The following is a 21,684-nucleotide window of genomic DNA, read 5'->3' on the forward strand; positions in this document are numbered from 1 at the left end:
CTTTAATATTTATATGATCTCTTATCTCGGATTAAATAGATAATCCGGGATTTTTTTAGTGACAGCCATTAAAAAAATAAAAAGCAGAAATCGACCAAAAAAGAGTAAAGTAAAAGAATGTTGGTACAAAATAAAAAACAAAACTATAAGTATATTTTCAAAATAAGTCTTTCCAAGCAATCAGATCAATTTACAGAGAATAGATCAGAACGGAAATATAACCAATGTAACGGCAGATGCTAACGGTAACCCGCAGGATACACAATGCTCTTAATATTTTGAAATAACAATTATGAAAACAATATTCGCATTATTTGCTTTAACAATGAGTTTAATCACATGTAAAGCACAACAGGTTTACCCTTTAAATGCAGATTTTGATAAGGTTCCTGAGTATTCTTATTTAAAAGACCTTAATAATGAGCTTTCGCCTTATTTGGGGACTTACAAAGCCACTTATAACGGTAATGAAATTACTTTAGTTATTACCAAAGAAGATAAGAAACTGATAGAGTTAATCTCTAAGAAATATTATCAGGATGCCCTTATAGTGAAATACACCGTAAAGAATATGGCAACAGGAACTCTATTGGATGACAATCTAAATCCGACAGGTCCTGATAAAAAGGAAATTATTAGTATGGGGACAAATGCACTGGATAGCAATAGCCTTTCGTTAGGATATGACGGTACTACATGTGGCATAGGCTGGGGTAAAATAATATTAAAGAAAATCAATAATACTCAATTTACTTGGGATTACCGTCCCAATTCAAGTATTTTTAGTGGAAATGACTGCCCTGATAGCAAAAATATCAAAGTCTATCTTCTTGATACAGAAAACTTAATTTTTACAAAACAATAAACTTTAATATTTATATGATCTCTTATCTCGGATTAAATAGATAATCCGAGATTTTTATTTAATAAACAAGCCTAAAAAAATAAAAGACTTAGTTTTATTTTACCTTTTTTAGCACTAAATTTTACTGTTTTTGACATATATATTGACACTTTGTGATTTTTAAGTTTTTAATACATAATTGAATATGAACTGAAAAATAAGAATCCATAGGGTGCTTGTTTTTTATAAGGTCATGTTTTAGACGCAAGATTTAAAGATAAGAGCGTATAGTTTAAGATGAAAAAGGAATTCATCAATTTTATAAATTGATTTTATTAAGCCACTTTCATTAGCAACTATGTCGCTTTTCTTTACTCCTTAAAATTTTATATTCATAAAAATAAATCTTTGCGTTAAAAAATAATAGCTTCTACGATTCTTCGGAATGACATGAGCAAAATAATCTTTTCTTACTATTATAATGAGAAGTTTTTTAAGAATATTTATTACGTCATCATACAGTCTCCGTCTCCATCCTGATAATCAGGTTTGAAATTTTGAGGAAGATGTTCTGAAAGCTGGTGATGGAAAATGTATCTTCTTTCCAAATTGCGTTCATGTATTTTTGGAAAGATTTTAGATGCCGTTATTTTCTCATTGAGTTCAGTTTGGTAGCTGGACAGAGTAATTATTTTATGCTGTACAATGAAATAACTTAACAGGTTAATAAATGGTTCGAGATCTGACTTTGCAAAAAGGTAAGGAATTTTCAGATGTCCGTCCCTTACCAGTAATAGGGCGCAGGAGCTTAGCCTATTTTTTTCATCATAGATTTTGATCCAGAAATAGGTAAAGGCTTCGGAAAAGCTTGAAAACAGATAATTACTGTCTTTTTTACCTTCCAGTATCCATGGATTTTCTATGGCCCAGTTGATTTCTTTCTTTGTACGATAAGTACGGAATTGGGATATAAAATCAATACTGTTTGAATCTACTTTATCCAGAATCTCAAATTTAAATGAGGGTTTGGATATAAAGCAGTTCTTAACTTCAAGAGCTGAATTGAGGAGAGAATCCGTAATCCTGAGAACGGGTTTTAAAGGTTCTGTTTTAGGTTTCTTAGTGGGAAGGATCTGAGTGAAGTCCGTCCTGAAATAATATCTTTTCCCTATTTTAGGCTCCAGATATCGGAAAACTCCTGTTTTATTATACAAACCTTCTGCTTCAGGAGTGAACTCTGTAACGGCAATTTGTCCTTTATACACTTCAAATACTTTATGTAAAAGGGTCTGGGCAATTCTTTTTCCTCTAAACTGATCGCTGATAAATAGAGTGCTTAACCATGCATACCGGAAAATGGTTCCGTCAATATCAAAATAATCAGGCATACAACCAATATATCCGGCTAACTGATCATCATCAAAAGCAAGAACAAGTAAGATTTGATCGCTATCCGCTTTTGGATTTTGAATATGTGATACCGCTCTGTGCTCAGTAATAGGCAGAAAATCATACTGTCGGAAATCTCCGGATGAAATAAACTCCTGAAGTTCCTGTTTATTATATGTTTTAAGATGAATCATTTTCTTATGATTACGTTTTTATGGATCAGTTTTTTAAGTTTGAAATAAGCTATTTCTTTTTTAATAATCTTTTCAGCCTCTTCACCTGTTTCCATAGGAATGCGTTGGAAATTATTCTTTACACTGTCCCTTTTTATCCCTGCACTTCCAAAGCTGTAGCTGATTTCTGGATTTTTAAATAGTTCATGAAAAAATACCTGAGTTACTCCAAAATCGGTAAAGGGAAAAGCAAAAGCTTCTGATAAAAAATGATGCTTTTTTACATATTCATAGCTTTTAAAAGTAGTTTCCAATTGCTCGTTTAATGAAAGCTTATGGTATAAGGGATGATCCCAGCTGTGAGAAGATATTCCGAAACCTTTTGCTTTCAAATGGTTGAGCTGATTTAACGTCATATAAGGTGTATGTTCGGATAGGTAACTGCCAAAGTCCAGTCCGATAATTTCTGCTATAGAGTGTAATACCTTTTTCTGAGCATAGGGTAGTTGCAGAATTTTTTGTTCAATCGTTTCAATGGATGAATTACTGATCCCTAATACGGACTCCAAGACAGGTTTATTGTTTTGAATTTGTTTTGTATGATTAAGAATCAGGCTGGCTTTACAGCGGAACATCAGCTCCTGATTGTCTATAAAAGCCGGATTGATAAAGTTAATTGCATAAATTCCTTTTCTTTCTAAAACAGGAACTACAATATCATGGAATTCTCTGAAACCATCATCAAAGGTCAGTAAAGCAATCTTTTTCTTGGTTCTTAAATTTCCATTAATATAATCTTTAAAGTTATCCCAGTCCACAAACTGAAAATGTTGAGACATCACATCAAGGTCTTTTTCAAACTGCTTAGTATTTTTATAATCAATTATTTTATTGATATGAGGCAGGTGATCATCAGAAACACAATGATATACAGGAAGACAATAATCTAACGGGAAAGATTTTCCAAGAGCATCTTTCTCGAAACCGGCCAGTATATTCAGAAGTGTATTTTTGATCATGTTATCCTTTTCAGTTCTGCTTTCAGCAGTTATTTAGATATCATTCAGAGCTAAACTGTGATGCAGTATTTCTCAATTTACAACTCTCTGAAATGACAATTTTTCCATTAATTATACCTAAGTACAGAAATCTATAGCAAAAAAAAGAATCTATTTAAATTGAATTAACAAATTTAAATAGATTCTTAATATATCAATAAGAAAATTATTTTACAATTTTCATTTCATCAATAAGCCATTTGGAGTCGGCATATTTATCAATGATGAAAAGAATATATTTCGTATCCACCATAATGTTTCGGCTGAAACGTGGATCATAGTTAATGTCACTCATTGTTCCTTCCCACTGTCTGTCGAAGTTAAGACCTACCAGGTTTCCATAAGCGTCCAAAGCAGGACTTCCGGAATTTCCTCCCGTTGTATGGTTGGTTGCTGTAAACCCTACAGGTACGTCACCTGATTTATCTTTATAAACTCCATAATCTTTTTTGTTATATAGATCGATCAGCTTTTTAGGAACATCGAACTCATAATCTCCGGGAACATATTTTTCAATAACTCCCGCTAAGTGAGTCTGATAGCTGTAAGAAACGGCATCTCGGGGACTTGACCCTTTTACCTGTCCATAGGTCACACGAAGAGTAGAATTCGCATCCGGGAAGAATTTTCTGTTTTTATCCGTAGACATTTGCTGAGCCATATATTTCTTCTGTAAAGCATCAATCTTTTCCTGAAGAGACGTGAATTGAGGATCAGCTGTTTTCATATAGGTGTCTCTCATAGAAACATACAGTTGATAAACAGAATCTTTTTTCAATGCTTTGATGAGCTTGTCCTGATTGGAGAATGCTTTTTCGATATCAGAACTTAAAGAAGCTCCGTTCACAGCAGATCTTCCGGTAATAATTGAATTTTTAGACATATCCTCTATAGTAGATATGTTCTGGGCTTCATTTTTATATTTTTCAAATCCTGAAGGTAAAAACTGTGGTGCTGTTTTATTGGCATATAAAGCCAGTAATTTAGCGGTTACCTTGGCATCTAATTCAGGGCTGTAATTTTTATAGAAAGAAGTAAGTCTGTTTTTGAAGCTGGTAAGGCCTTTTTCATCCATTCTTCCTGCTTCTACAGCAGAAATATAGTTGTAATATAGATTAGCCAGAGTTAAAGTTTCAGCATTTCTGATTACTTCTGAATAATAAGCATTATTTAAAGCATAAGGAGCCTGATCATTGTAAAGCTTATTCAGCTGATCTATGGTAGATTTGATTTCATGATTTTTGGAAACCAGAGATCCTTCATACATTACTTTTTTCTCAACCGCATTAGATTTTTTTAATCCCTCAACTTCCCCGATCCATTTTTTCCAGTAGTTGGCTACAGAAGCATATTTTGAGGCATATTTAATACGGGTGGCATCATCAGCACGCATTTTCTCATCTAACGTTTTCAATGCTACTTCACGAACTGCAATTCTTGCCGGATCGATTTCTTTCATAATTTTTTCTACAGCGATAGCCGGAAGATATTCCGTAGTTCTACCCGGAAATCCGAATACAAAGGTAAAGTCATTTTCATTTTTGTCTTTGATGGAAACCGGAAGGTAATGTTTAGGTACGTAAGGCACATTGTCTTTAGAATATTCTGCAGGCTTATTATTCTTGTCTGCATATATTCTGAACATGGAGAAATCTCCCGTATGTCTCGGCCAAACCCAGTTATCCGTATCACTACCAAACTTTCCGATACTTTGAGGCGGAGCACCCACCAAACGGATGTCTTTATAAGTTTCAATCGTAAAAGCATAGTATTTATTTCCATAATACATAGGCTTTACAGAAATCGCCTGATAAGATTCTATTTTCTGGGAGTTTTTGTAAACCTCGATATTATTATCTATTTTTTTTGAAAGAGCAGGCTCTTCAAGATTATCCGTACCTTCTAAAATCTGATTCGTAACTTCCTTAATATCTACAATGAAATCTACTGTTACGCCTGGGTTAGGGAGTTCCTGACCCATATTTTTAGCCCAGAATCCGTTGGATAAAAGGTCGTTTTCCACAGTGGAGTGAGCCTGGATATTTCCATATCCGCAATGGTGGTTGGTTAATAATAACCCTTTAGGAGAGATAACTTCAGCGGTACATCCTCCGTTAAATTGTACTACAGCATCTTTAATACTTGCTTTTTGAGGATTAAAAATATCCTTTGCAGAGATTTTCATTCCTAAATCTTTCATTTCCTTTTCATTCAATTCTGTAGGAATCCACATTCCCCCATATTGTTGTGCAAAAGCCATGGTTGCTGGCAAAAGAAATACAGATAAAAGTATCTTTTTCGTCATAATCAAAAATTTTGCCCCAAGTTACAAAGAATAATAGGATTGTGGGTTATGATATTTAATAGAAAATTCATTTAAATGATTAATGTGATATTCATAGTTGGGTTTCTTTTAATATTTTGTATTTTAGACATTGTAATTAACCTATTTAACTTAAAAATCATATTTATGAAAAACAAAACATTATTTGTAGGAGCTTTGACTGTTATTTTTTTAACATCTTGCTCTAAAAAAGAGACGATTCCCTCAGAACCGATGATTAATAATGCAGATTCTACGGCTGTTCAGGTTCCTGCAGATTCGTTGACAACTGCTACGCCTGCCGATATGGCTCATACTTCACAAAACTCTTTAGACTGGAACGGAACTTATGAGGCAACGGTTCCCTGTGCAGACTGTCCGGGAATTAAGACTTCTCTAACTTTAAACAAAGACAATACTTTTAGCCTTACAGAAGAATATATCGACAGAAAAACGAAAGATACGGACAATGGAACTTTTGAGTGGGATTCTACGGGAAATATAATTACCCTTAACGGTAAAACTTCAAAATATAAATATAAAGTAGGAGAGAATAAACTTATTCAATTAGATCTGGAAGGTAAAGATATTGAAGGCCCTAATAAAGACCTCTATGTATTCAAGAAAAAATAGGATTGTGTTTTAAGATGCAATTATATTATCATCAAAAGGTTTCTCATTTCAAACAGGAATGAGAAATCTTGTTTTTAATTATAAACATAATAGATATTTATTTGAAAAAAGGAATTACGCCTCCTTTTTTGATGAGATTTAAGAAGCTGATTTAAAACTGATAAGCCAAGATTTTATCATCTTTCATTAAAAACTTAATCAAAGCTTCATGATTATTATTTTTTCCTGTAAGCCTCCAGGTGGTAGCTAAATTTCCAGGTGCGTACTGTTGCCTTACCATTAAGAATTTTAAATGATAATTCTCAAAGATTTCTTTACACCGTTCAATATCTTCAGCATTGGAGGTGGTAATCCTGTAATCCCTTATTTTATGATATCCGTCTATAAAACTTTGTAAATAAGATAAAAAACTGAGTATAATTATAACTAAAACAGTTCCCAGCAGCGATAAATACACATACCCTGACCCAACAGCCATTCCAATGGAAGCTGTAGCCCAAATGGTAGTAGCGGTGGTAATCCCATCAATTTTATTATCCCCTTTGAAGATGACACCTGCCCCGAGAAAACCTATACCGGTAATGATATTGGCAGCTAAACGATCCGGGTTGGCAACTCCTATTTTAACAGATAGGATAGTAAATAGGCAGGATCCAAAACACACTAAAATAAAAGTGCGTAATCCCGCTGATTTATTCCGATATTCTCTTTCAGCTCCTATGAGTAAGCCAAGGAGTACAGAAATGAAAATCAGTAATAACTCATTTTGAATGGAATGATCCTGTAAAAATTCCATGGATATAGTTTTAATTAAAAATAAAATTACGATAAAATTTTTACAGGATCAAAATTTAAATTTTGAAAACCTTTCGGTTAACTTTTCTTTATTGCTTTTCAATAAGATCCAGAAACTGCTGTTCATCCAATATTTCAATGGTTCCTATATCCTGGGCTTTTTTCAGCTTGCTTCCTGCTTTTTCCCCTACGACAAGAAAACTAAGATTTTTAGAAACTGCGGAAATATTTTTTCCGCCATGCTTTTCTACCATTTCCTCAGCCTGCTCACGTGTGAAAAGTGAAAGTTTGCCTGTGAAGAGGAATGTTTTTCCATCGAGGACGTTCGATAATACCTCATTGGTACTTTCTCCTTTTTCAAGCTGAACACCATAAGATTTCAAACGCTCCATCATCAGTATATTTTCTGAATTATTGAAAAACTCAACAATACTGTCTGCGATCTTTGTTCCGATATCTTCCACCTGGCAAAGTTCTTCTACTGTAGCAGCTTTTAATTCTTCAATAGTGGTAAAGTTTTTGACCAGCTTTTTTGCCACTGTCTCGCCTACATGTTTGATTCCTATCCCGTATAAAACTTTTTCAAAAGGAATGGTTTTCGATTTTTCAATTCCGTCCAGAATATTCTGGGCAGATTTTTCTGCCATTCTTTCTAACGGAAGAAGCTGGTCTTTAGTTAAAACATAGAAATCGGCGGCATTTTCAATCAGTTTTTCCCTGTAAAGCTGTTCAATGGTTTCACTTCCCAGATTTTCTATATTTAAAGCTTTTCTGGAAACATAGTGAATCATTCTGCCCACTACCTGTGGAGGACAGTGAAGTTCATTAGGACAGAAATGAATAGCCTGATCTTCAATTTTTACAAGCTCTGTACCACACTCGGGACAATGTTTGATATACTGTATTTCAGGATTTTCAAGAGCTCTTTTTTCGGTATTGACACCTACGATTTTAGGAATAATTTCACCACCTTTTTCTACATATACAAAGTCCTGTTCATGCAATCCCAGTTTTTTAATGATGTCTTCATTATGTAATGATGCACGTTTCACTATTGTTCCGGCTAAAAGTACAGGTTTCAGATTGGCAACTGGAGTAATGGCACCAGTTCTTCCTACCTGATAAGAAACACTTAATAATTCAGTTTCCACTTTTTCAGCTTTGAATTTATAAGCCATGGCCCATCGTGGAGACTTAGCGGTATAACCCAGCTGTCTTTGTTGTTTTAAAGAATTGACTTTTAAAACGATTCCGTCAATTTCAAAAGGAAGATTATGTCTTTCTTCATCCCAGAAACTGATAAATTCCTTTACTTCATCCAGGGTTTTACAAAGTTTGGCCTGCTGTGAAATTTTAAACCCCCATGCTTTTGCTTTTTCTAATACTTCCCAATGTGTTTCTGCCGGAAATTCTTCTGAAACATATTGATATAATACGGAAGATAGTCCTCTTTTTCGTACTTCACCGCTATCCTGCATTTTCAAACTTCCGCTGGCCGTATTTCTTGGATTCATGAACGGGTCCAATCCTTCTTCTTCCCGGAGCTTATTGATCTTATCGAAATTTTTTCTCGTTAAATAAATCTCTCCACGCATGAAAAATTGAGGAGGATAATCTCCCTTTAAAGTTAAGGGAACATCAGAAATCGTACGGACATTCGAAGTAATTTCGTCTCCCTGGAATCCGTCTCCGCGGGTAACTGCCTGAACCAGTTTTCCATTTTCATACAGAATGGAAATAGAAGCACCGTCATATTTTAGCTCAGCTACGAATTCTACCGGCTCATCAATGGTTTTGATAATTCTTTTCTCCCAGTCTTCCAGATCATCAAAATCGTAGGAGTTGTCCAGAGAATACATTCGGAATTTATGCTGAATAGTAGGGAAGTTCTTTGTAATTCCTCCACCTACACGTACGGTCGGAGAGTTTTCATCATAAAATTCAGGATACTGAGCTTCCAGCTCCTGAAGTTCTTTTAATTTTTGGTCAAACTCAAAATCTGTAATAGTAGCTTCGTCAAGCTGATAATAATTATAGTTATGCTGATGCAGTTCCTCTCTTAGTTTCTCTATCTTCTGTTGAATATTATCTGACATTGATATTCTTTATTTTGACAAAAATAATTAAAGTAAAAGGATTGAAAAAGAAATAAGCTTACTAAATGTTAAGTAAGATTAATATTCTATAATGGGATTTAAATATTTGATTATCTGTGTCTTGTGTATTTTTGTTGATGATTATTTAACATATTGTTATTGTTTAATTGAAAAAACGTTAAAGATTTCTTAAATAGCTAAGCTCTTCAGACCTGATACATTTGCATTTATCTAAAATTAAGGGATGACAAAAGTAAAAATTGTACTAGGCTTATTATTCTTAGGGCTTGGAACCATTGCATATGGGCAAACCACTCAGGCTTCTATTACAGGAAAAGTGACGGGAAACAGCAGTTCTCCTCAGGAAAAAGTAAAAGTAACCATTGTGAATGAGTCAACGGGTTTCAAAACAGAAACAGAAACCAATTCAAAAGGAGAATATATTTTTAAAGAAATTCCACTTGGAGGCCCTTATACGGTCATCATCAATGATGAAAAAAAAGGGGGGTATAATGTTAACTTCGGAGATCAGGTAACTGTTAATATGAATCTGGGAGATAACAAGGAAAAACTGATTGAAGGGGTTGTAGTCAACGGTAGCTTAAAAAATAAAATAGGAAACTTAGGGGCTGCAACAGCGATCTCTGCTAAAAATATTGGGATATTACCAGTTAACGGGAGAAATTTCACTAATCTTACAGAGCTTTCCCCTTTGAGTGGAAAAGGCGGGAATTTATCAGGGCAGTTAGGATCTTCAACTAATTTTACGATTGATGGGATGACGGCTAAGAATCCAACTTCTGCGGGGTCTACTACCAGCCGAAGCGGTGCTCCTTATTCTATTTCTATAGAAGCAGTCCGTGAATTTAAAATTACAACCAATCAATATGATGTTACCTTAGGGAGAAGTGGAGGAGGAACTGTAAGTGCGGTGACCAAATCCGGAACAAATAAATTTACAGGAAGTGTTTTCGAATACCTGAGAACAGGTTGGTTATCCAGTAAATATGATATCAGGGGAAATAAAAGAGTCAATGATTTCTCTACTTCCCAATTTGGGTTCTCACTGGGAGGTCCGATCATTAAAAATAAATTACACTTCTTTGCAGCATGGGATCATCAGTTGGATTCAAGACCATTGATCATCGCTGATGTACAGACCAGAGAAGACGCGTTACGATTTAATGTGACTAATGAAACTCTCAATCAGGTGCTGGATATTGCAAGAGCCAAATATGGTGTAGGAAATACCCCTCAGTTTGGAAGTTTTGATAAAGTAAGAAATTCGGATGCCGGATTCTTACGTTTGGACTGGCAGATTAATCCAAAGCATTTGTTAACGTTAAGAAATAACTTTACGTATGATATGAATAAAAATGGTCTTGTAGATAACACAGCGATCAATTTCTTCGAATCTTACGGAAATGATAAAAATCTGGATAATAGTTTGTTATTAACATTGAGATCTAATCTTAAACCCAATCTTACCAATGAATTAAAAGTACAGTATTTATATACTTTTCAGGATAGTTATCAGAACAATGAATTGGGTAAACCGGTTCCCAGAGCAATTGTAGAACGTGTACCTTCCACAATAGACGGCAATAATCTGGCAACAAATATTCAGATCGGAGGGCACCGTTTTGGTCAGGAAAGTTTTAGAAATAATGTATTTCAGATTGTCAACAACCTGTATTATAATACGGATAAAATTAAATATACATATGGAGCAGATTTAATGTACACAACTTCTAAATCTGTGTATGGAAGTGAGGTGAACGGTAGATTTCAGTTTTTAGGAATTGACAATTTTAATAACCTGACACCTTACAGGTTCTATAGGGAAGTTCCGTTGGTAGATGATCCGTCGGTAAGATCCAATATCTGGAATATCGGAGTGTATGGGCAGCTTCAGGCTAAAATTGCAAGAGGTCTGGATTTGATGGCCGGCTTAAGATTTGATTACGGAGGCTATCCGAAGGCGGAATTCAATCAAAAGCTGTATGATGAAATGGGAATCAGAACGGATAATAAAATTAAATCCTTTGTAATACAGCCAAGGTTCCAGTTTGACTGGAATATCAATGAAGAAAACAAAGACTTTCTTAAATTCGGTGCAGGAATCTTCTCTTCCGATATCAATAACTATATGATCATTAACAATCTGGTTTTTGATGGGAATCACTTGGCAACAGTGGATGTGAATCCTACGGCGATTGGATTGACACCGGATTTTGCAAGTTATAGAAATGATTACGGAACTGTTCCTACACTTTCTCAATATCAGTTGCCCACGATCAATTACACAGGAGAGGATGCTAAAATACCAATCGTATATAAAGCTAATATCTCTTATACTCACTTCTTTAATGAGAGATTCAGGGCTGGGATTGCAGGATATATGGCATTAGGAAGAAATAATTATTTCTATTATGACAGGAATATGGTTTCCTCTCCATATTTTACGTTGGATAATGAGGGAGGAAGAGGGGTTTTTGTTCCGGCTTCCACCATCAATGCTAACGGTACTTTGGATTGGAAGGCAGGAAGAATTAATCAGAATTTCGGAAGAGTATTGGAGCTGGTAAGTGATGGAAAAGTTAATCAGTTTTCCTTTGTACTGGACACAAGCTACCGTTATTATAAAGACGGAGAAATTACAGCAAGTTATACATGGTCAGATATTAAAGATAATACTTCTTATAATGGAAATGTAGCTAACTCTTCTACTTTATCAACACCGGTTCAGAGTGATCCTAGAAATCTGGCTATGAGCTATTCTGATAATCAGTTCCGTAATAAAATCGTATTGTATGGTAACTCACCTACCTTTGCCGGATTTACCGTAGGGATCAGATATTCTGGAATTGGAGGGACCCGGTTTTCAGTACTGGCCGGAGGTAATATCAATGGAGATTTCGTAGATTCTAATGACCTTGCTTATATATTTCCTAACCTGACACAATCATTATTGAGTGATCCGGAAGTAGGGAAAGCGTTGAAAAACTATATAACAGATTATAACAATCAGATTGCTGAACGTAATGGTGGTAAAAACGGATTCTTCGGAGTTTGGGACGTCCGTGTGGCAAAGAAGCTGAAGTTTGAGAAGGTAGGGGCTTTTGAACTTTCCCTGGATATATTCAATGTAGCAAATATGCTGAATAAAAAATGGGGTGTTAATAAATCTTACGGAAATATGGCCTTGTATAGAATCACAGGATTCAATGCTGAAACCAGGCAATTTGAATATGCTAAAAATACGAGCGGTTTAGAACCTCTGTCAGGAAATCCTTTTCAGGTTCAGTTAGGAGCGAAATATACTTTCTAAATTAATATTATTTTTATGTAGAAGTCTTTATTTACTTTTACAATTATTAAATGTTTTACTATATATGAAAAATCTTATCTTAGGGTTAGTAGTTTTAAGCACAGTAGCAATGAAAGCACAAACCCAGATCATCGCCCACAGAGGGTATTGGCAGACGCAGCCTCCTACTACGGAGAATTCTATAAAATCATTAGAAAATGCTCAGAAATTGAAAATTTACGGATCGGAATTCGATGTAAGAATGACAAAAGATGGAGTTTTAGTTATCAATCATGACGAACACCATGGGAAAATGGAGATTTCCAATACCAATTTCAAAGATTTGGAAAAACTTAAATTATCCAATGGAGAAAATTTTCCTACTTTAAAAGATTACTTAAAACAGGGAAAGAAAGATCCTTCAGTTAAGCTGATCGTGGAAATCAAGCCGCTTGACTCCAAAGAGAAAGAAAATGAATTGGTACAGAAGACCCTTAAAATGATAAAAGATATGAAGCTGGAATCTCAAAGTGAATTCATTTCTTTTAGTTTGAATATATGTAAAGAGATTAAAAGACTTGAGCCTAAGTTCAAGGTTCAGTATTTGAATGGCGAATTATCTCCTCAGCAGATTAAAAACGAAGGACTTGATGGTTTGGATTACCATTACAGTGTCTTCGAGAAAAATCCAACTTGGATAGCAGAAGCAAAAACATTAGGATTAATTACCAACTCATGGACAGTAAACGACCCTGCAGTTTTTGAACAATTAAGAAATCAAGGAATAGGGTTCATTACTACCAATGCTCCGGATCAGTTCAAAAAATAAATGATCTTATTTAAATATTTTACGGCCATATCACTTGATATGGCTTTTTTGTTTTTATGAAGGAAAGGTTATTTAATAAGGAAAAAACCAATTAATCTATGAAAATATTATTTGAGCAAACGTTAATAATACTTAAACTTATAATATTATGTTAATCATGATTTTGTGTGGTATTGTTAAAGATAATTAATATATGGTTTAATTTTTATTTAATAAATGTTAAAATAGTGTTAATGATATAGCTATAATGAGTTTTTAATTTTGCGCAAATCAAAAAGCATATGCGAAAAGAGAAACAAAAGCTATTATTGATGTTGCTGGGATTAGTAAGTGTCAACCTGATAGCTCAGCAAAAAGCTAAAAAAGACACTATTAAAAACATTGATGAAGTAGTGGTAACAGCCTTGGGTATTAAAAGACAGGATAAAGCCTTGGGGTATGTGGCAGAAAAAGTAGGTTCGGAAACATTTGAGGAAACTCAAAATAACAATTGGGCACAATCTATGGAAGGAAAGGTGGCTGGTCTTAAAGTTCAGACTGCCGGAGCAGGTCCGTTAGGAACTTCCAGAATTACTCTCAGAGGTGAAAAGTCCATTATGATGGATAATAACTATGCCCTTATTGTGGTGGATGGAGTTCCCTTAAGTAATTCTACTACAGGAACAGGAACAGCAGCATATGGAGCCGGTTCCGGCGGAGATGTTCCCGTAGACCTTGGAAACGGTCTTAATAGTATAAATCCCGATGATATAGAATCGGTAACCGTTTTGAAAGGAGCTTCCGCTGCGGCATTGTACGGATCCCGTGCTGCCAACGGAGCTTTAATGATTACCACAAAATCAGGGAAAAGTAAAAATGGTAAATTACAGGTTACCCTTAATTCGTATTCAAGTTTCGATACTGTTTTAAAATGGCCGGACTGGCAGTATGAATATGGGCAGGGAACTTTAGCCAAGAACTCTGCAGGGGAGTTCTACTATTCTTACGGAGCTTCTGCAGACGGTGTAAGTACGGGAGGGACGAGTAGTGCTTTCGGTCCTAAGTTCGACGGGCAATATTATTTCCAGTATGATCCTACTGTGGAAGGACAAAGTCCCGAAAGACAATTATGGAGACCCTACAAAGATAATATCAAAGGCTTCTGGAGAACAGGTTCTACTTATTCCAACAGTGTTTCTGTTGAAAGTTCCAATGAAAAAACAAATTTCAGAACTTCTCTTACCTATCTTAATAATGAATGGATGATGCCGAATACAGGTTTTGACCGTTTCAATTTTACTGCATCATTCTCTCATCAGCTTACCAAAAAATTTAAGATTTCTACCAAATTTACTTATAATCAGACTAAGAGTGATAATCTTCCTGCAACAGGATATAATAATCAATCCATTTCTTATTTCATGATTTTCCAGAATCCTAATGTGGATCTGGCATGGTACAAACCGATTTGGAAAAGTGGACAGGATCAGGTAGACCAGATCCACCCTTTCAGCTCCTACATCGACAATCCTTACCTTATTGCGAATGAAATGCTGAATGGAGTGAACAAAAAGATGATCATGGGAAATATTACCGCAGATTATCAGTTCAATAAAAATTTCAGCTTAATGCTGAGGTCGGGAATAGAGTTTCTAAATGAAAAAAGAACAACAAAGAGACCTTGGAGTTCGGCCAATTACCTGAAAGGATATTACAGGGAACAGTATATTACCAATCAGGAATATAATAATGACCTTTTATTCACCTACAAAGCGGATTTTAATAAATTCACCCTTTCTGCTTCTGCCGGGGGAAGTATCCGTTACAATGAATATGTTATGAATGATTATCAGGCTGTAGGGTTGAAAACCGCAGGAGAATACAGTCTGGTAAACGCACTTTCTCTTACTCCGAAAGTACCTGTTCCGAGGGATGAGCAGGTAGATAGTATGTATGGATTGGTAACATTGGGATATGACAACAAGATATTTGTGGATGTCACAGGAAGGAATGACTGGAGTTCTACGCTTCCGAAAGCCAACCGTTCCTTCTTCTATCCTTCAATAAGTACAAGCTTTATTCTTTCAGATATTTTCGGTATTAAGAATAATACCATGAATTATTGGAAATTAAGGGCTTCATGGGCAAAGGTAGGAATAGACGGATCACCTTATCAGCTTGATAATTACTACAGTACAAGCGATATTCCGGGAAGTGTGATTTCTCCCAATATTTACAATAATCCCAATCTGAAACCTGAAAAAAATACCAATATAGAAGGTGGGATGGATTTCGGATTATTTAAAAATAAACTGAACTTTAACCTGACGGTTTATCAGAACATAAGTGAAAACCAGATTATACCGGTGTCACTTCCTTATGAAAGCGGATATTCCTCAAGAATTATTAATGCAGGTAAAATCAGGAACCGAGGCGTTGAATTAAGTGCCGATTGGTTTCCGATCCGCAATAAGATCTTCTCATGGAAAATAGGCGCAAACTGGTCCACCAATGAAAACCGGGTAATGACAGTTCCTGAAGGATTTGACGGGATTATTTCCAACGTAGGAGGTGTAGTGTATTATAAAGCGGTGATAGGAGGTTCACTAGGAGATTTATATGGATTTAAACTTTTGAGGAATGAAGCAGGGCAGGTAATCTATGATGAAAACGGTTTGCCAGCAAGACCGGCAGAAATAGAAAAAGTAGGAAATGCCTTTCCAAAATGGAGAGCAGGATTACAGAATGACTTTAAGATCAAGAATTTTACCATTAGTTTCTCTTTTGATGGACAATATGGTGGTGTTGCTTATTCTCAATCTCATCATAAAATGTCTGAGCAAGGAAAGCTGAAATCTACACTTCCGGGAAGAGAAAACGGAGGTATGATTGTAGGAGAAGGTGTAGTAGTAGCTGCTGACGGCTCATATGTTCCTAATACCAAAGCTGTAACTGTTTCCTCTTACTATGCGGATTATTACAGAAGAGCCAATGTAGAAACCAATAGCTTTAGTACGGACTTTATTAAGCTGAGGGATGCCAGAATTGCCTATTCTTTTTCAAAAGATGTTATCAGGCCTTTAGGGCTTGAAGATCTTACCCTGGCAATATTTGGGAAAAACCTTTGGATGTGGACCAAGTTTCCATTATTTGATCCTGAAGTGGCAACCCTTGATAACGCCACTATCACACCAGGGGTAGAAATGGGGCAGCTTCCGACAGCGAGAACAGTGGGTTTTCAGTTAAATGTTAAATTTTAATTCGTAAAAAATGAAAAGAACAATTATATATCTTACGTTCACAGCTTCACTTTTAATCATCAATTCCTGTGAAAGAAGCTTTGAAGAAATCAATACAGATACCAGTAAAATTATTAATCCGTCTGTGGGAAGTCTCCTTGCTCCGGTTCAGTATGAAATGGGAAGTTATAGTTACAACAGGGCGAATGATTACACATTTGACGTCATGCAGACTGCTTTGGATTTTCCCAATGAAGGAAATACCTATAGCAGGTATTATCTTACCGAAGGAAGTGGCAGCGGGTTGTGGAATACTTCATACAGATGGCTCAAACAGGTGAATGATCTTAGAAAATATGCAGAAAAAGAACAGAATAATAATTATCTCGCTATATCAATGGTTTTGAATGCATGGATCTATGCTAATCTTACTGATTCATTCGGAGATATTCCCTTTTCTGAGGCAGTGAAAATAGATGAAGGAATTACGACTCCTAAATTTGATAAACAAAAAGATATTTATATAAAACTTTTAAATGATTTAAAAGAAGCTAATTCTCTATTTGATACGACAAAAACACTTACCGAAACTGATCTTTTTTATAATGCGAATGGCAATACTGCAGGGATTCTGTCCTGGAAAAAATTCTGTAATTCATTATCATTGAGGTTATTGACGAGAATATTGAAGAGGAATGGAGAAGTCAATGTAAATGAAAGAATTCAGGAGATTGTTAATGATCCCACCACTTATCCTCTTTTCCAAAGTAATGAAGACAGTGCAGTATTGGCTCTTTCTGGAGTATCCCCTTATCTGCCGCCTATTGCAAGGCCTCAGGATTTTACTTCTTATAGGGCTGCAGGAGAGTTTTTTGTAGAAACGATGAAAAATAATAATGATCCTCGGATGAGTCTGTTTTTTACACAGGCCAAAGATTTGGTAACCAATCAGAATATAGGGTATAAGGGAGCACCTTCAGGATATGCATTGGGTACATCTTTCACCTATCAGCCATCCAATATGAATCAAAACCTGGCGAAAGCGCCTCTGAAAGTTTTGATTATGACCTATTCCGAAGTTCAGTTTATTCTTGCAGAGCTTGCATATAGAGGAATCATAGGAGGAAGTGCCCAAACCTATTACGAAACGGGAGTCAAAAAGATTATCGAACAATGGGGAAGTACGGTTCCTGCAGATTACTTTGCTAATCCTAATGTAGCTTATAACAATACACTGGAAAGAATCATGCTCCAGAAATATATATCCCTGTTTTTTGTAGATCAGCAGCAGTGGTATGAATTCAGAAGGACAGGATTTCCGGTACTGCCAGATAACGGAGGCTTGTTAAATAATGCTCAGATGCCGGTAAGGTTTATGTATCCTACGACAACAAAAGTGATGAATACAGCTAACTACAACGCTGCTGTACAGTCCATGGGAGGCGATAATATTAATATTAAAATGTGGTGGAATCAATAATAAACAACTAAAATCAGATTATAAAATGAATATAAAATTTTTAATGCCTTGCCTGTTAATTTCAGCAATGGCGTTTTCTCAGACTTCAGTTTCAGGGTATGTATTTGAGGATACCAATAAAAACCAGCAAAAAGAAAACCGTGAAAAAGGAATAGAAGGTGTTCCGGTATCCAATGGTGTACAGGTAGTAATGACAGATAAAAACGGAAGATACAGCTTACCTGTTCAGGAACATCAGACTGTTTTTGTAATTAAACCTTCGGGTTATCAGGTAGCTTTAAATGATAATAATTTACCCCAATTTTATCGCCATCATAAACCTAACGGTTCTCCTTCAGATTTTAAGTATAAAGGAGTGGCGCCTACGGGAGAACTTCCGAAGGAACTTAATTTTGCCCTATATAAGCAGCAGGAAAATAAAAATTTTGATATTCTTGTTTTTGGTGATCCGCAGCCTTATACAGAAAAAGAATTGGATTATTTCAGAAGAGGAATTATCAATGAAGTAAAAAATACTAAAAAAAATACGGTTTTCGGAATTACGCTTGGGGATCTGGTAGGAGATAATCTGAGTTTGCAGAAACCTTATGCAGATGTAATGAAAACAGTCGGATTGCCTTGGTATAATGTAATGGGAAATCATGATATGAATTATGATGCTAAAGAAGATCGGTTTTCAGATGAAACTTTTGAATCTAACTTCGGACCAGCTAATTATTCATTCAATTATGGAAATGTGCACTTCATTATTTTAGATGATATATTATATCCTGATCCCAGAGATGGGAAGGGGTATTGGGGAGGTTTCCGTGAAGATCAGCTGAAATTTGTTGAAAATGATTTAAAATGGGTAGATAAAAATAAGCTTATTGTCATTTCATTCCATATACCATTAGCTCATCAGGATGAAGATAATTTTAGAAATGCAGACCGTCAGAAACTGTTTGATTTACTGAATCCATTTCCAAATACTTTGATGCTATCAGCTCATACTCATATTCAGCAACAGATATTCTATGGAAAAAAAGAAGGCTGGAATGGGATGAAAGACTTACATGAATATAATGTGGGAACTACCTGTGGAGACTGGTATTCCGGAACACCTGATGAAGATGGACTGCCGACTTCTACGATGAGGGACGGAACTTCAAAAGGATACTCATTCATCAGTTTTACAGATAATCAATATAAAGTGAAGTATAAAACCGCAGGAAAACCTGAAGATTATCAGATTAAATTATTTGTTCCCCAAGTAATTCCTTTCCCTTCAAAAACTTCAGCGAAGATTTTGGCTAATTTCTTTATGGGAAGCCGGAAAGATAAAGTGGAGTACAGAATAGATAACGGAGCATGGGAAGAAATGCAGTATGATGAAAGTATTGATCCTAATTTTGCACTATCGGTTTTCAAATGGGATACCACTCAAAATCTTTTTCCTGGAAGAAGACCTTCCAGTCCCGAAAATTCAAAACATATCTGGGCGGCGGGATTCCCTAAGAAATTGAGTTTGGGAAAACATAAAGTAGAAGTCAAAGCTAATGATATGTACGGAAATGAATTCCTAACCTCAGAAAACTTTGAGGTGAAAGAGCCCATTCTTATTCCCTGAATTTATTTTTTTATACTATATTTCACTTGTTATGAAACCGATTTTTATAAGTCGGTTTCATCATAAATATTAATATATAATTATATCTCTTTTGTGCTAAGGTTTTGTAAATTTGTAAGAAAGTACAATAAAATGGATATTAAAGGAAAAAATGCAATTGTAACCGGAGGAGGAAGAGGATTAGGTAAAGCAGTCGCTCTGGCCCTGGCTAATGAAGGTGTAAATGTAGGAATTACCGGAAGAAATGAAGAAAACCTGAAGAATACGGTTGAGGAAATAAAAAAAGCCGGAGTAAATGCAGCTTATGCTGTTTTCAGTGTAGATAATGAGTCAGAGGTAAAAGCGGGAGTAGAATCTTTAGCAAAACAGCTTGGAGGAATTGATATTCTAATAAATAATGCTGGAATCGGAGATTTCGGAAGCATAGAAGAAATGTCGTCCGAGACTTGGGAACAAGTGATAAAAACCAATCTTTTTGGGGTATATTATGCAGCGAAAGCAGTATATCCGTTCCTGAAAGAAAGGGGAGAAGGTGATATCGTAAACGTAGCATCTACAGCAGGTCTGAAAGGAGGAGGAAATATGTCGGCTTATGCAGCTTCTAAGGCAGCGGTCATTTCTCTGTCCCAATCTATGATGGCAGAATGGAGAAAGCAGAATATTCGTGTGATTACTCTTACGCCAAGTACTATCGCTTCTGATATGAGTATTCAGGGAGGTTTAACAGATGGAAACCCTGATAAAGTAGTTCAGCCGGAAGACTTTGCGGAATGGGTGAGAGATATATTGAAAATGAACAGAAGAGCATTGATTGCTAATGGTTCTATTTTTTCAACAAATCCATAATACAGAGATATTCAACCAAAATATTTTGAAAACAGGTTCAAGCCTGTTTTTTTTATTTTTATAAATAATTTTTGATCTTCATTTTACTCCAAGTATTAGGGCGAAAAATATACCATATTTTCATTAACAATTTTGAGATTTTTGAAACCGAATCAAATTATTTCCTCTTTGGAAAGATCAATCCTTTTTCTTTTATAACCCTAAATCGGAAAACTAATTTTATTTTTGTATCAAATTAGTCACATGCAAAATTATTTAGAATTCAACTTTAAGATTTCCCCTCTTCAACCATGGAATGAAATTCTGATGGCAGAACTTATTCAGATTGGATTTGACAGTTTTACGGAAGAGATAGAGGGTATTTTAGGATACATACAGAAGGATTTATTCAATGAAGATGAATTGAAATCCCTTTCTATCTTTGAAAATGAAAATGTAAAAATTGAATATTCTTTTCAGGAAATGCCCAATATCAATTGGAATGAAGAATGGGAAAAGAATTTTTCACCGATTAATATTGATGATAAAGTCTTGATCAGAGCTGAATTCCATGAATCTGTTCCCGGCATGCATGAGATCATTATTCAGCCTAAAATGTCCTTCGGAACAGGGCATCATCCGACAACACATCTTATGATTCAGCAGATGATGGAAATGGATTTAAAAGATAAGAAAATACTGGATATGGGATGCGGAACTTCCGTATTGGCAATTTATGCAAAGCAACAAGGTGCCGGTAATGTTACTGCCATAGATATTGATGAATGGTCAGTTGAAAATTCCAAAGAGAATGCAGTGAGAAATGGAGTAGAGCTACATATAGAATTAGGTACGGCTGAAAATTTAGGAAAAGAAAATTTCGATATTATTCTGGCTAATATTAACCGTAATATTTTGATTTCTGACATTCCCACCTATGTTTCGGTTTTAAATGATGGTGGACAGTTATTACTTTCCGGACTGTGCTTCTTTGATGTAGATGATATTCTCGAAGTATGTAAGGAAAACAAACTGGAATTGAAAAAACAAATCCAGCGTGAAGAATGGGTAAGCCTGTTGCTTGAAAAATAATTATTTAAAA

General features: G+C 35.3%; 14 protein-coding genes. 9 read left to right on the forward strand and 5 right to left on the reverse strand.

Features of this window, described 5'->3' with window-relative positions:
• Positions 1-292: 292 nt before the first annotated feature.
• Positions 293-865: a DUF6705 family protein gene (locus Q0A18_RS11365; protein ID WP_292010267.1), complete on the forward strand. Its 573-nt coding sequence runs from the start codon at positions 293-295 to the stop codon at positions 863-865.
• A gap of 485 nt (positions 866-1,350) precedes the next feature.
• Here Q0A18_RS11365 and Q0A18_RS11370 read toward each other — a convergent pair whose 3' ends face one another.
• The 3 genes from Q0A18_RS11370 to Q0A18_RS11380 all read right to left on the reverse strand — a co-directional run bounded on the left by Q0A18_RS11370 (position 1,351) and on the right by Q0A18_RS11380 (position 5,769).
• Positions 1,351-2,427 (reverse strand): GNAT family N-acetyltransferase, encoded by a 1,077-nt coding sequence (locus tag Q0A18_RS11370; protein WP_292010268.1) that lies wholly within the window; start codon positions 2,425-2,427, stop codon positions 1,351-1,353.
• Positions 2,424-3,425: a polysaccharide deacetylase family protein gene (locus tag Q0A18_RS11375; protein ID WP_292010269.1), complete on the reverse strand. Its 1,002-nt coding sequence runs from the start codon at positions 3,423-3,425 to the stop codon at positions 2,424-2,426. Before Q0A18_RS11375 ends, Q0A18_RS11370 begins: the two co-directional genes overlap by 4 nt.
• Before the next feature lie 205 nt (positions 3,426-3,630).
• On the reverse strand, positions 3,631-5,769 hold the full coding sequence (locus Q0A18_RS11380; RefSeq protein WP_292010270.1) for a S46 family peptidase: 2,139 nt from the start codon (positions 5,767-5,769) through the stop codon (positions 3,631-3,633).
• A gap of 165 nt (positions 5,770-5,934) precedes the next feature.
• Between Q0A18_RS11380 and Q0A18_RS11385 the strand changes: the two genes are divergently transcribed.
• Positions 5,935-6,420 carry a copper resistance protein NlpE gene (locus Q0A18_RS11385; RefSeq protein ID WP_292010271.1) on the forward strand — a complete coding sequence of 162 codons (486 nt, stop codon included), beginning with the start codon at positions 5,935-5,937 and terminating at the stop codon, positions 6,418-6,420.
• A gap of 151 nt (positions 6,421-6,571) precedes the next feature.
• Here Q0A18_RS11385 and Q0A18_RS11390 read toward each other — a convergent pair whose 3' ends face one another.
• Positions 6,572-7,216, reverse strand: coding sequence for an MgtC/SapB family protein (locus tag Q0A18_RS11390; protein WP_292010272.1), 645 nt, complete (start codon positions 7,214-7,216; stop codon positions 6,572-6,574).
• Positions 7,217-7,304: 88 nt separating this feature from the next.
• A complete protein-coding gene (gene ligA / locus Q0A18_RS11395) occupies positions 7,305-9,311 on the reverse strand; it encodes an NAD-dependent DNA ligase LigA (protein WP_292010273.1) in 2,007 nt (668 codons plus the stop codon).
• Between the two features lie 244 nt (positions 9,312-9,555).
• On the opposite strand from ligA, the gene Q0A18_RS11400 reads away from it, so the two are divergent.
• The 7 genes from Q0A18_RS11400 to prmA all read left to right on the forward strand — a co-directional run bounded on the left by Q0A18_RS11400 (position 9,556) and on the right by prmA (position 21,674).
• Positions 9,556-12,642, forward strand: a complete 3,087-nt coding sequence (locus Q0A18_RS11400) for a carboxypeptidase regulatory-like domain-containing protein (RefSeq protein ID WP_292010274.1) — start codon at positions 9,556-9,558, stop codon at positions 12,640-12,642.
• Positions 12,643-12,706: 64 nt separating this feature from the next.
• Entirely contained in the window at positions 12,707-13,450 is a 744-nt protein-coding gene (locus Q0A18_RS11405) for a glycerophosphodiester phosphodiesterase family protein (protein ID WP_292010275.1), read from the forward strand.
• A gap of 281 nt (positions 13,451-13,731) precedes the next feature.
• Entirely contained in the window at positions 13,732-16,689 is a 2,958-nt protein-coding gene (locus Q0A18_RS11410; protein WP_292010276.1) for a SusC/RagA family TonB-linked outer membrane protein, read from the forward strand.
• A gap of 10 nt (positions 16,690-16,699) precedes the next feature.
• The gene (locus Q0A18_RS11415) at positions 16,700-18,148 is read left to right on the forward strand and encodes a SusD/RagB family nutrient-binding outer membrane lipoprotein (RefSeq protein ID WP_292010277.1); all 1,449 of its coding nucleotides are present in this window, start codon (positions 16,700-16,702) and stop codon (positions 18,146-18,148) included.
• A gap of 25 nt (positions 18,149-18,173) precedes the next feature.
• On the forward strand, positions 18,174-19,757 hold the full coding sequence (locus Q0A18_RS11420; protein WP_292010278.1) for a calcineurin-like phosphoesterase family protein: 1,584 nt from the start codon (positions 18,174-18,176) through the stop codon (positions 19,755-19,757).
• Positions 19,758-19,889: 132 nt separating this feature from the next.
• Positions 19,890-20,603: a 3-ketoacyl-ACP reductase gene (locus Q0A18_RS11425; protein WP_292010279.1), complete on the forward strand. Its 714-nt coding sequence runs from the start codon at positions 19,890-19,892 to the stop codon at positions 20,601-20,603.
• A gap of 243 nt (positions 20,604-20,846) precedes the next feature.
• The gene (prmA, locus tag Q0A18_RS11430) at positions 20,847-21,674 is read left to right on the forward strand and encodes a 50S ribosomal protein L11 methyltransferase (RefSeq protein ID WP_292010280.1); all 828 of its coding nucleotides are present in this window, start codon (positions 20,847-20,849) and stop codon (positions 21,672-21,674) included.
• Positions 21,675-21,684: the final 10 nt, after the last annotated feature.

This window comes from Chryseobacterium sp., assembly GCF_022712095.1.
In the GTDB taxonomy this organism is placed as follows: domain Bacteria; phylum Bacteroidota; class Bacteroidia; order Flavobacteriales; family Weeksellaceae; genus Chryseobacterium.

What these genes read in the sequence shown, in the direction of transcription:
- Q0A18_RS11365 (WP_292010267.1), top strand. Translation starts at nt 293, where the DNA reads ATGAAAACAATATTCGCATTATTTGCTTTAACAATGAGTTTAATCACA.
- Q0A18_RS11370 (WP_292010268.1), bottom strand. Translation starts at nt 2,427, where the DNA reads ATGATTCATCTTAAAACATATAATAAACAGGAACTTCAGGAGTTTATT.
- Q0A18_RS11375 (WP_292010269.1), bottom strand. Translation starts at nt 3,425, where the DNA reads ATGATCAAAAATACACTTCTGAATATACTGGCCGGTTTCGAGAAAGAT.
- Q0A18_RS11380 (WP_292010270.1), bottom strand. Translation starts at nt 5,769, where the DNA reads ATGACGAAAAAGATACTTTTATCTGTATTTCTTTTGCCAGCAACCATG.
- Q0A18_RS11385 (WP_292010271.1), top strand. Translation starts at nt 5,935, where the DNA reads ATGAAAAACAAAACATTATTTGTAGGAGCTTTGACTGTTATTTTTTTA.
- Q0A18_RS11390 (WP_292010272.1), bottom strand. Translation starts at nt 7,216, where the DNA reads ATGGAATTTTTACAGGATCATTCCATTCAAAATGAGTTATTACTGATT.
- ligA (WP_292010273.1), bottom strand. Translation starts at nt 9,311, where the DNA reads ATGTCAGATAATATTCAACAGAAGATAGAGAAACTAAGAGAGGAACTG.
- Q0A18_RS11400 (WP_292010274.1), top strand. Translation starts at nt 9,556, where the DNA reads ATGACAAAAGTAAAAATTGTACTAGGCTTATTATTCTTAGGGCTTGGA.
- Q0A18_RS11405 (WP_292010275.1), top strand. Translation starts at nt 12,707, where the DNA reads ATGAAAAATCTTATCTTAGGGTTAGTAGTTTTAAGCACAGTAGCAATG.
- Q0A18_RS11410 (WP_292010276.1), top strand. Translation starts at nt 13,732, where the DNA reads ATGCGAAAAGAGAAACAAAAGCTATTATTGATGTTGCTGGGATTAGTA.
- Q0A18_RS11415 (WP_292010277.1), top strand. Translation starts at nt 16,700, where the DNA reads ATGAAAAGAACAATTATATATCTTACGTTCACAGCTTCACTTTTAATC.
- Q0A18_RS11420 (WP_292010278.1), top strand. Translation starts at nt 18,174, where the DNA reads ATGAATATAAAATTTTTAATGCCTTGCCTGTTAATTTCAGCAATGGCG.
- Q0A18_RS11425 (WP_292010279.1), top strand. Translation starts at nt 19,890, where the DNA reads ATGGATATTAAAGGAAAAAATGCAATTGTAACCGGAGGAGGAAGAGGA.
- prmA (WP_292010280.1), top strand. Translation starts at nt 20,847, where the DNA reads ATGCAAAATTATTTAGAATTCAACTTTAAGATTTCCCCTCTTCAACCA.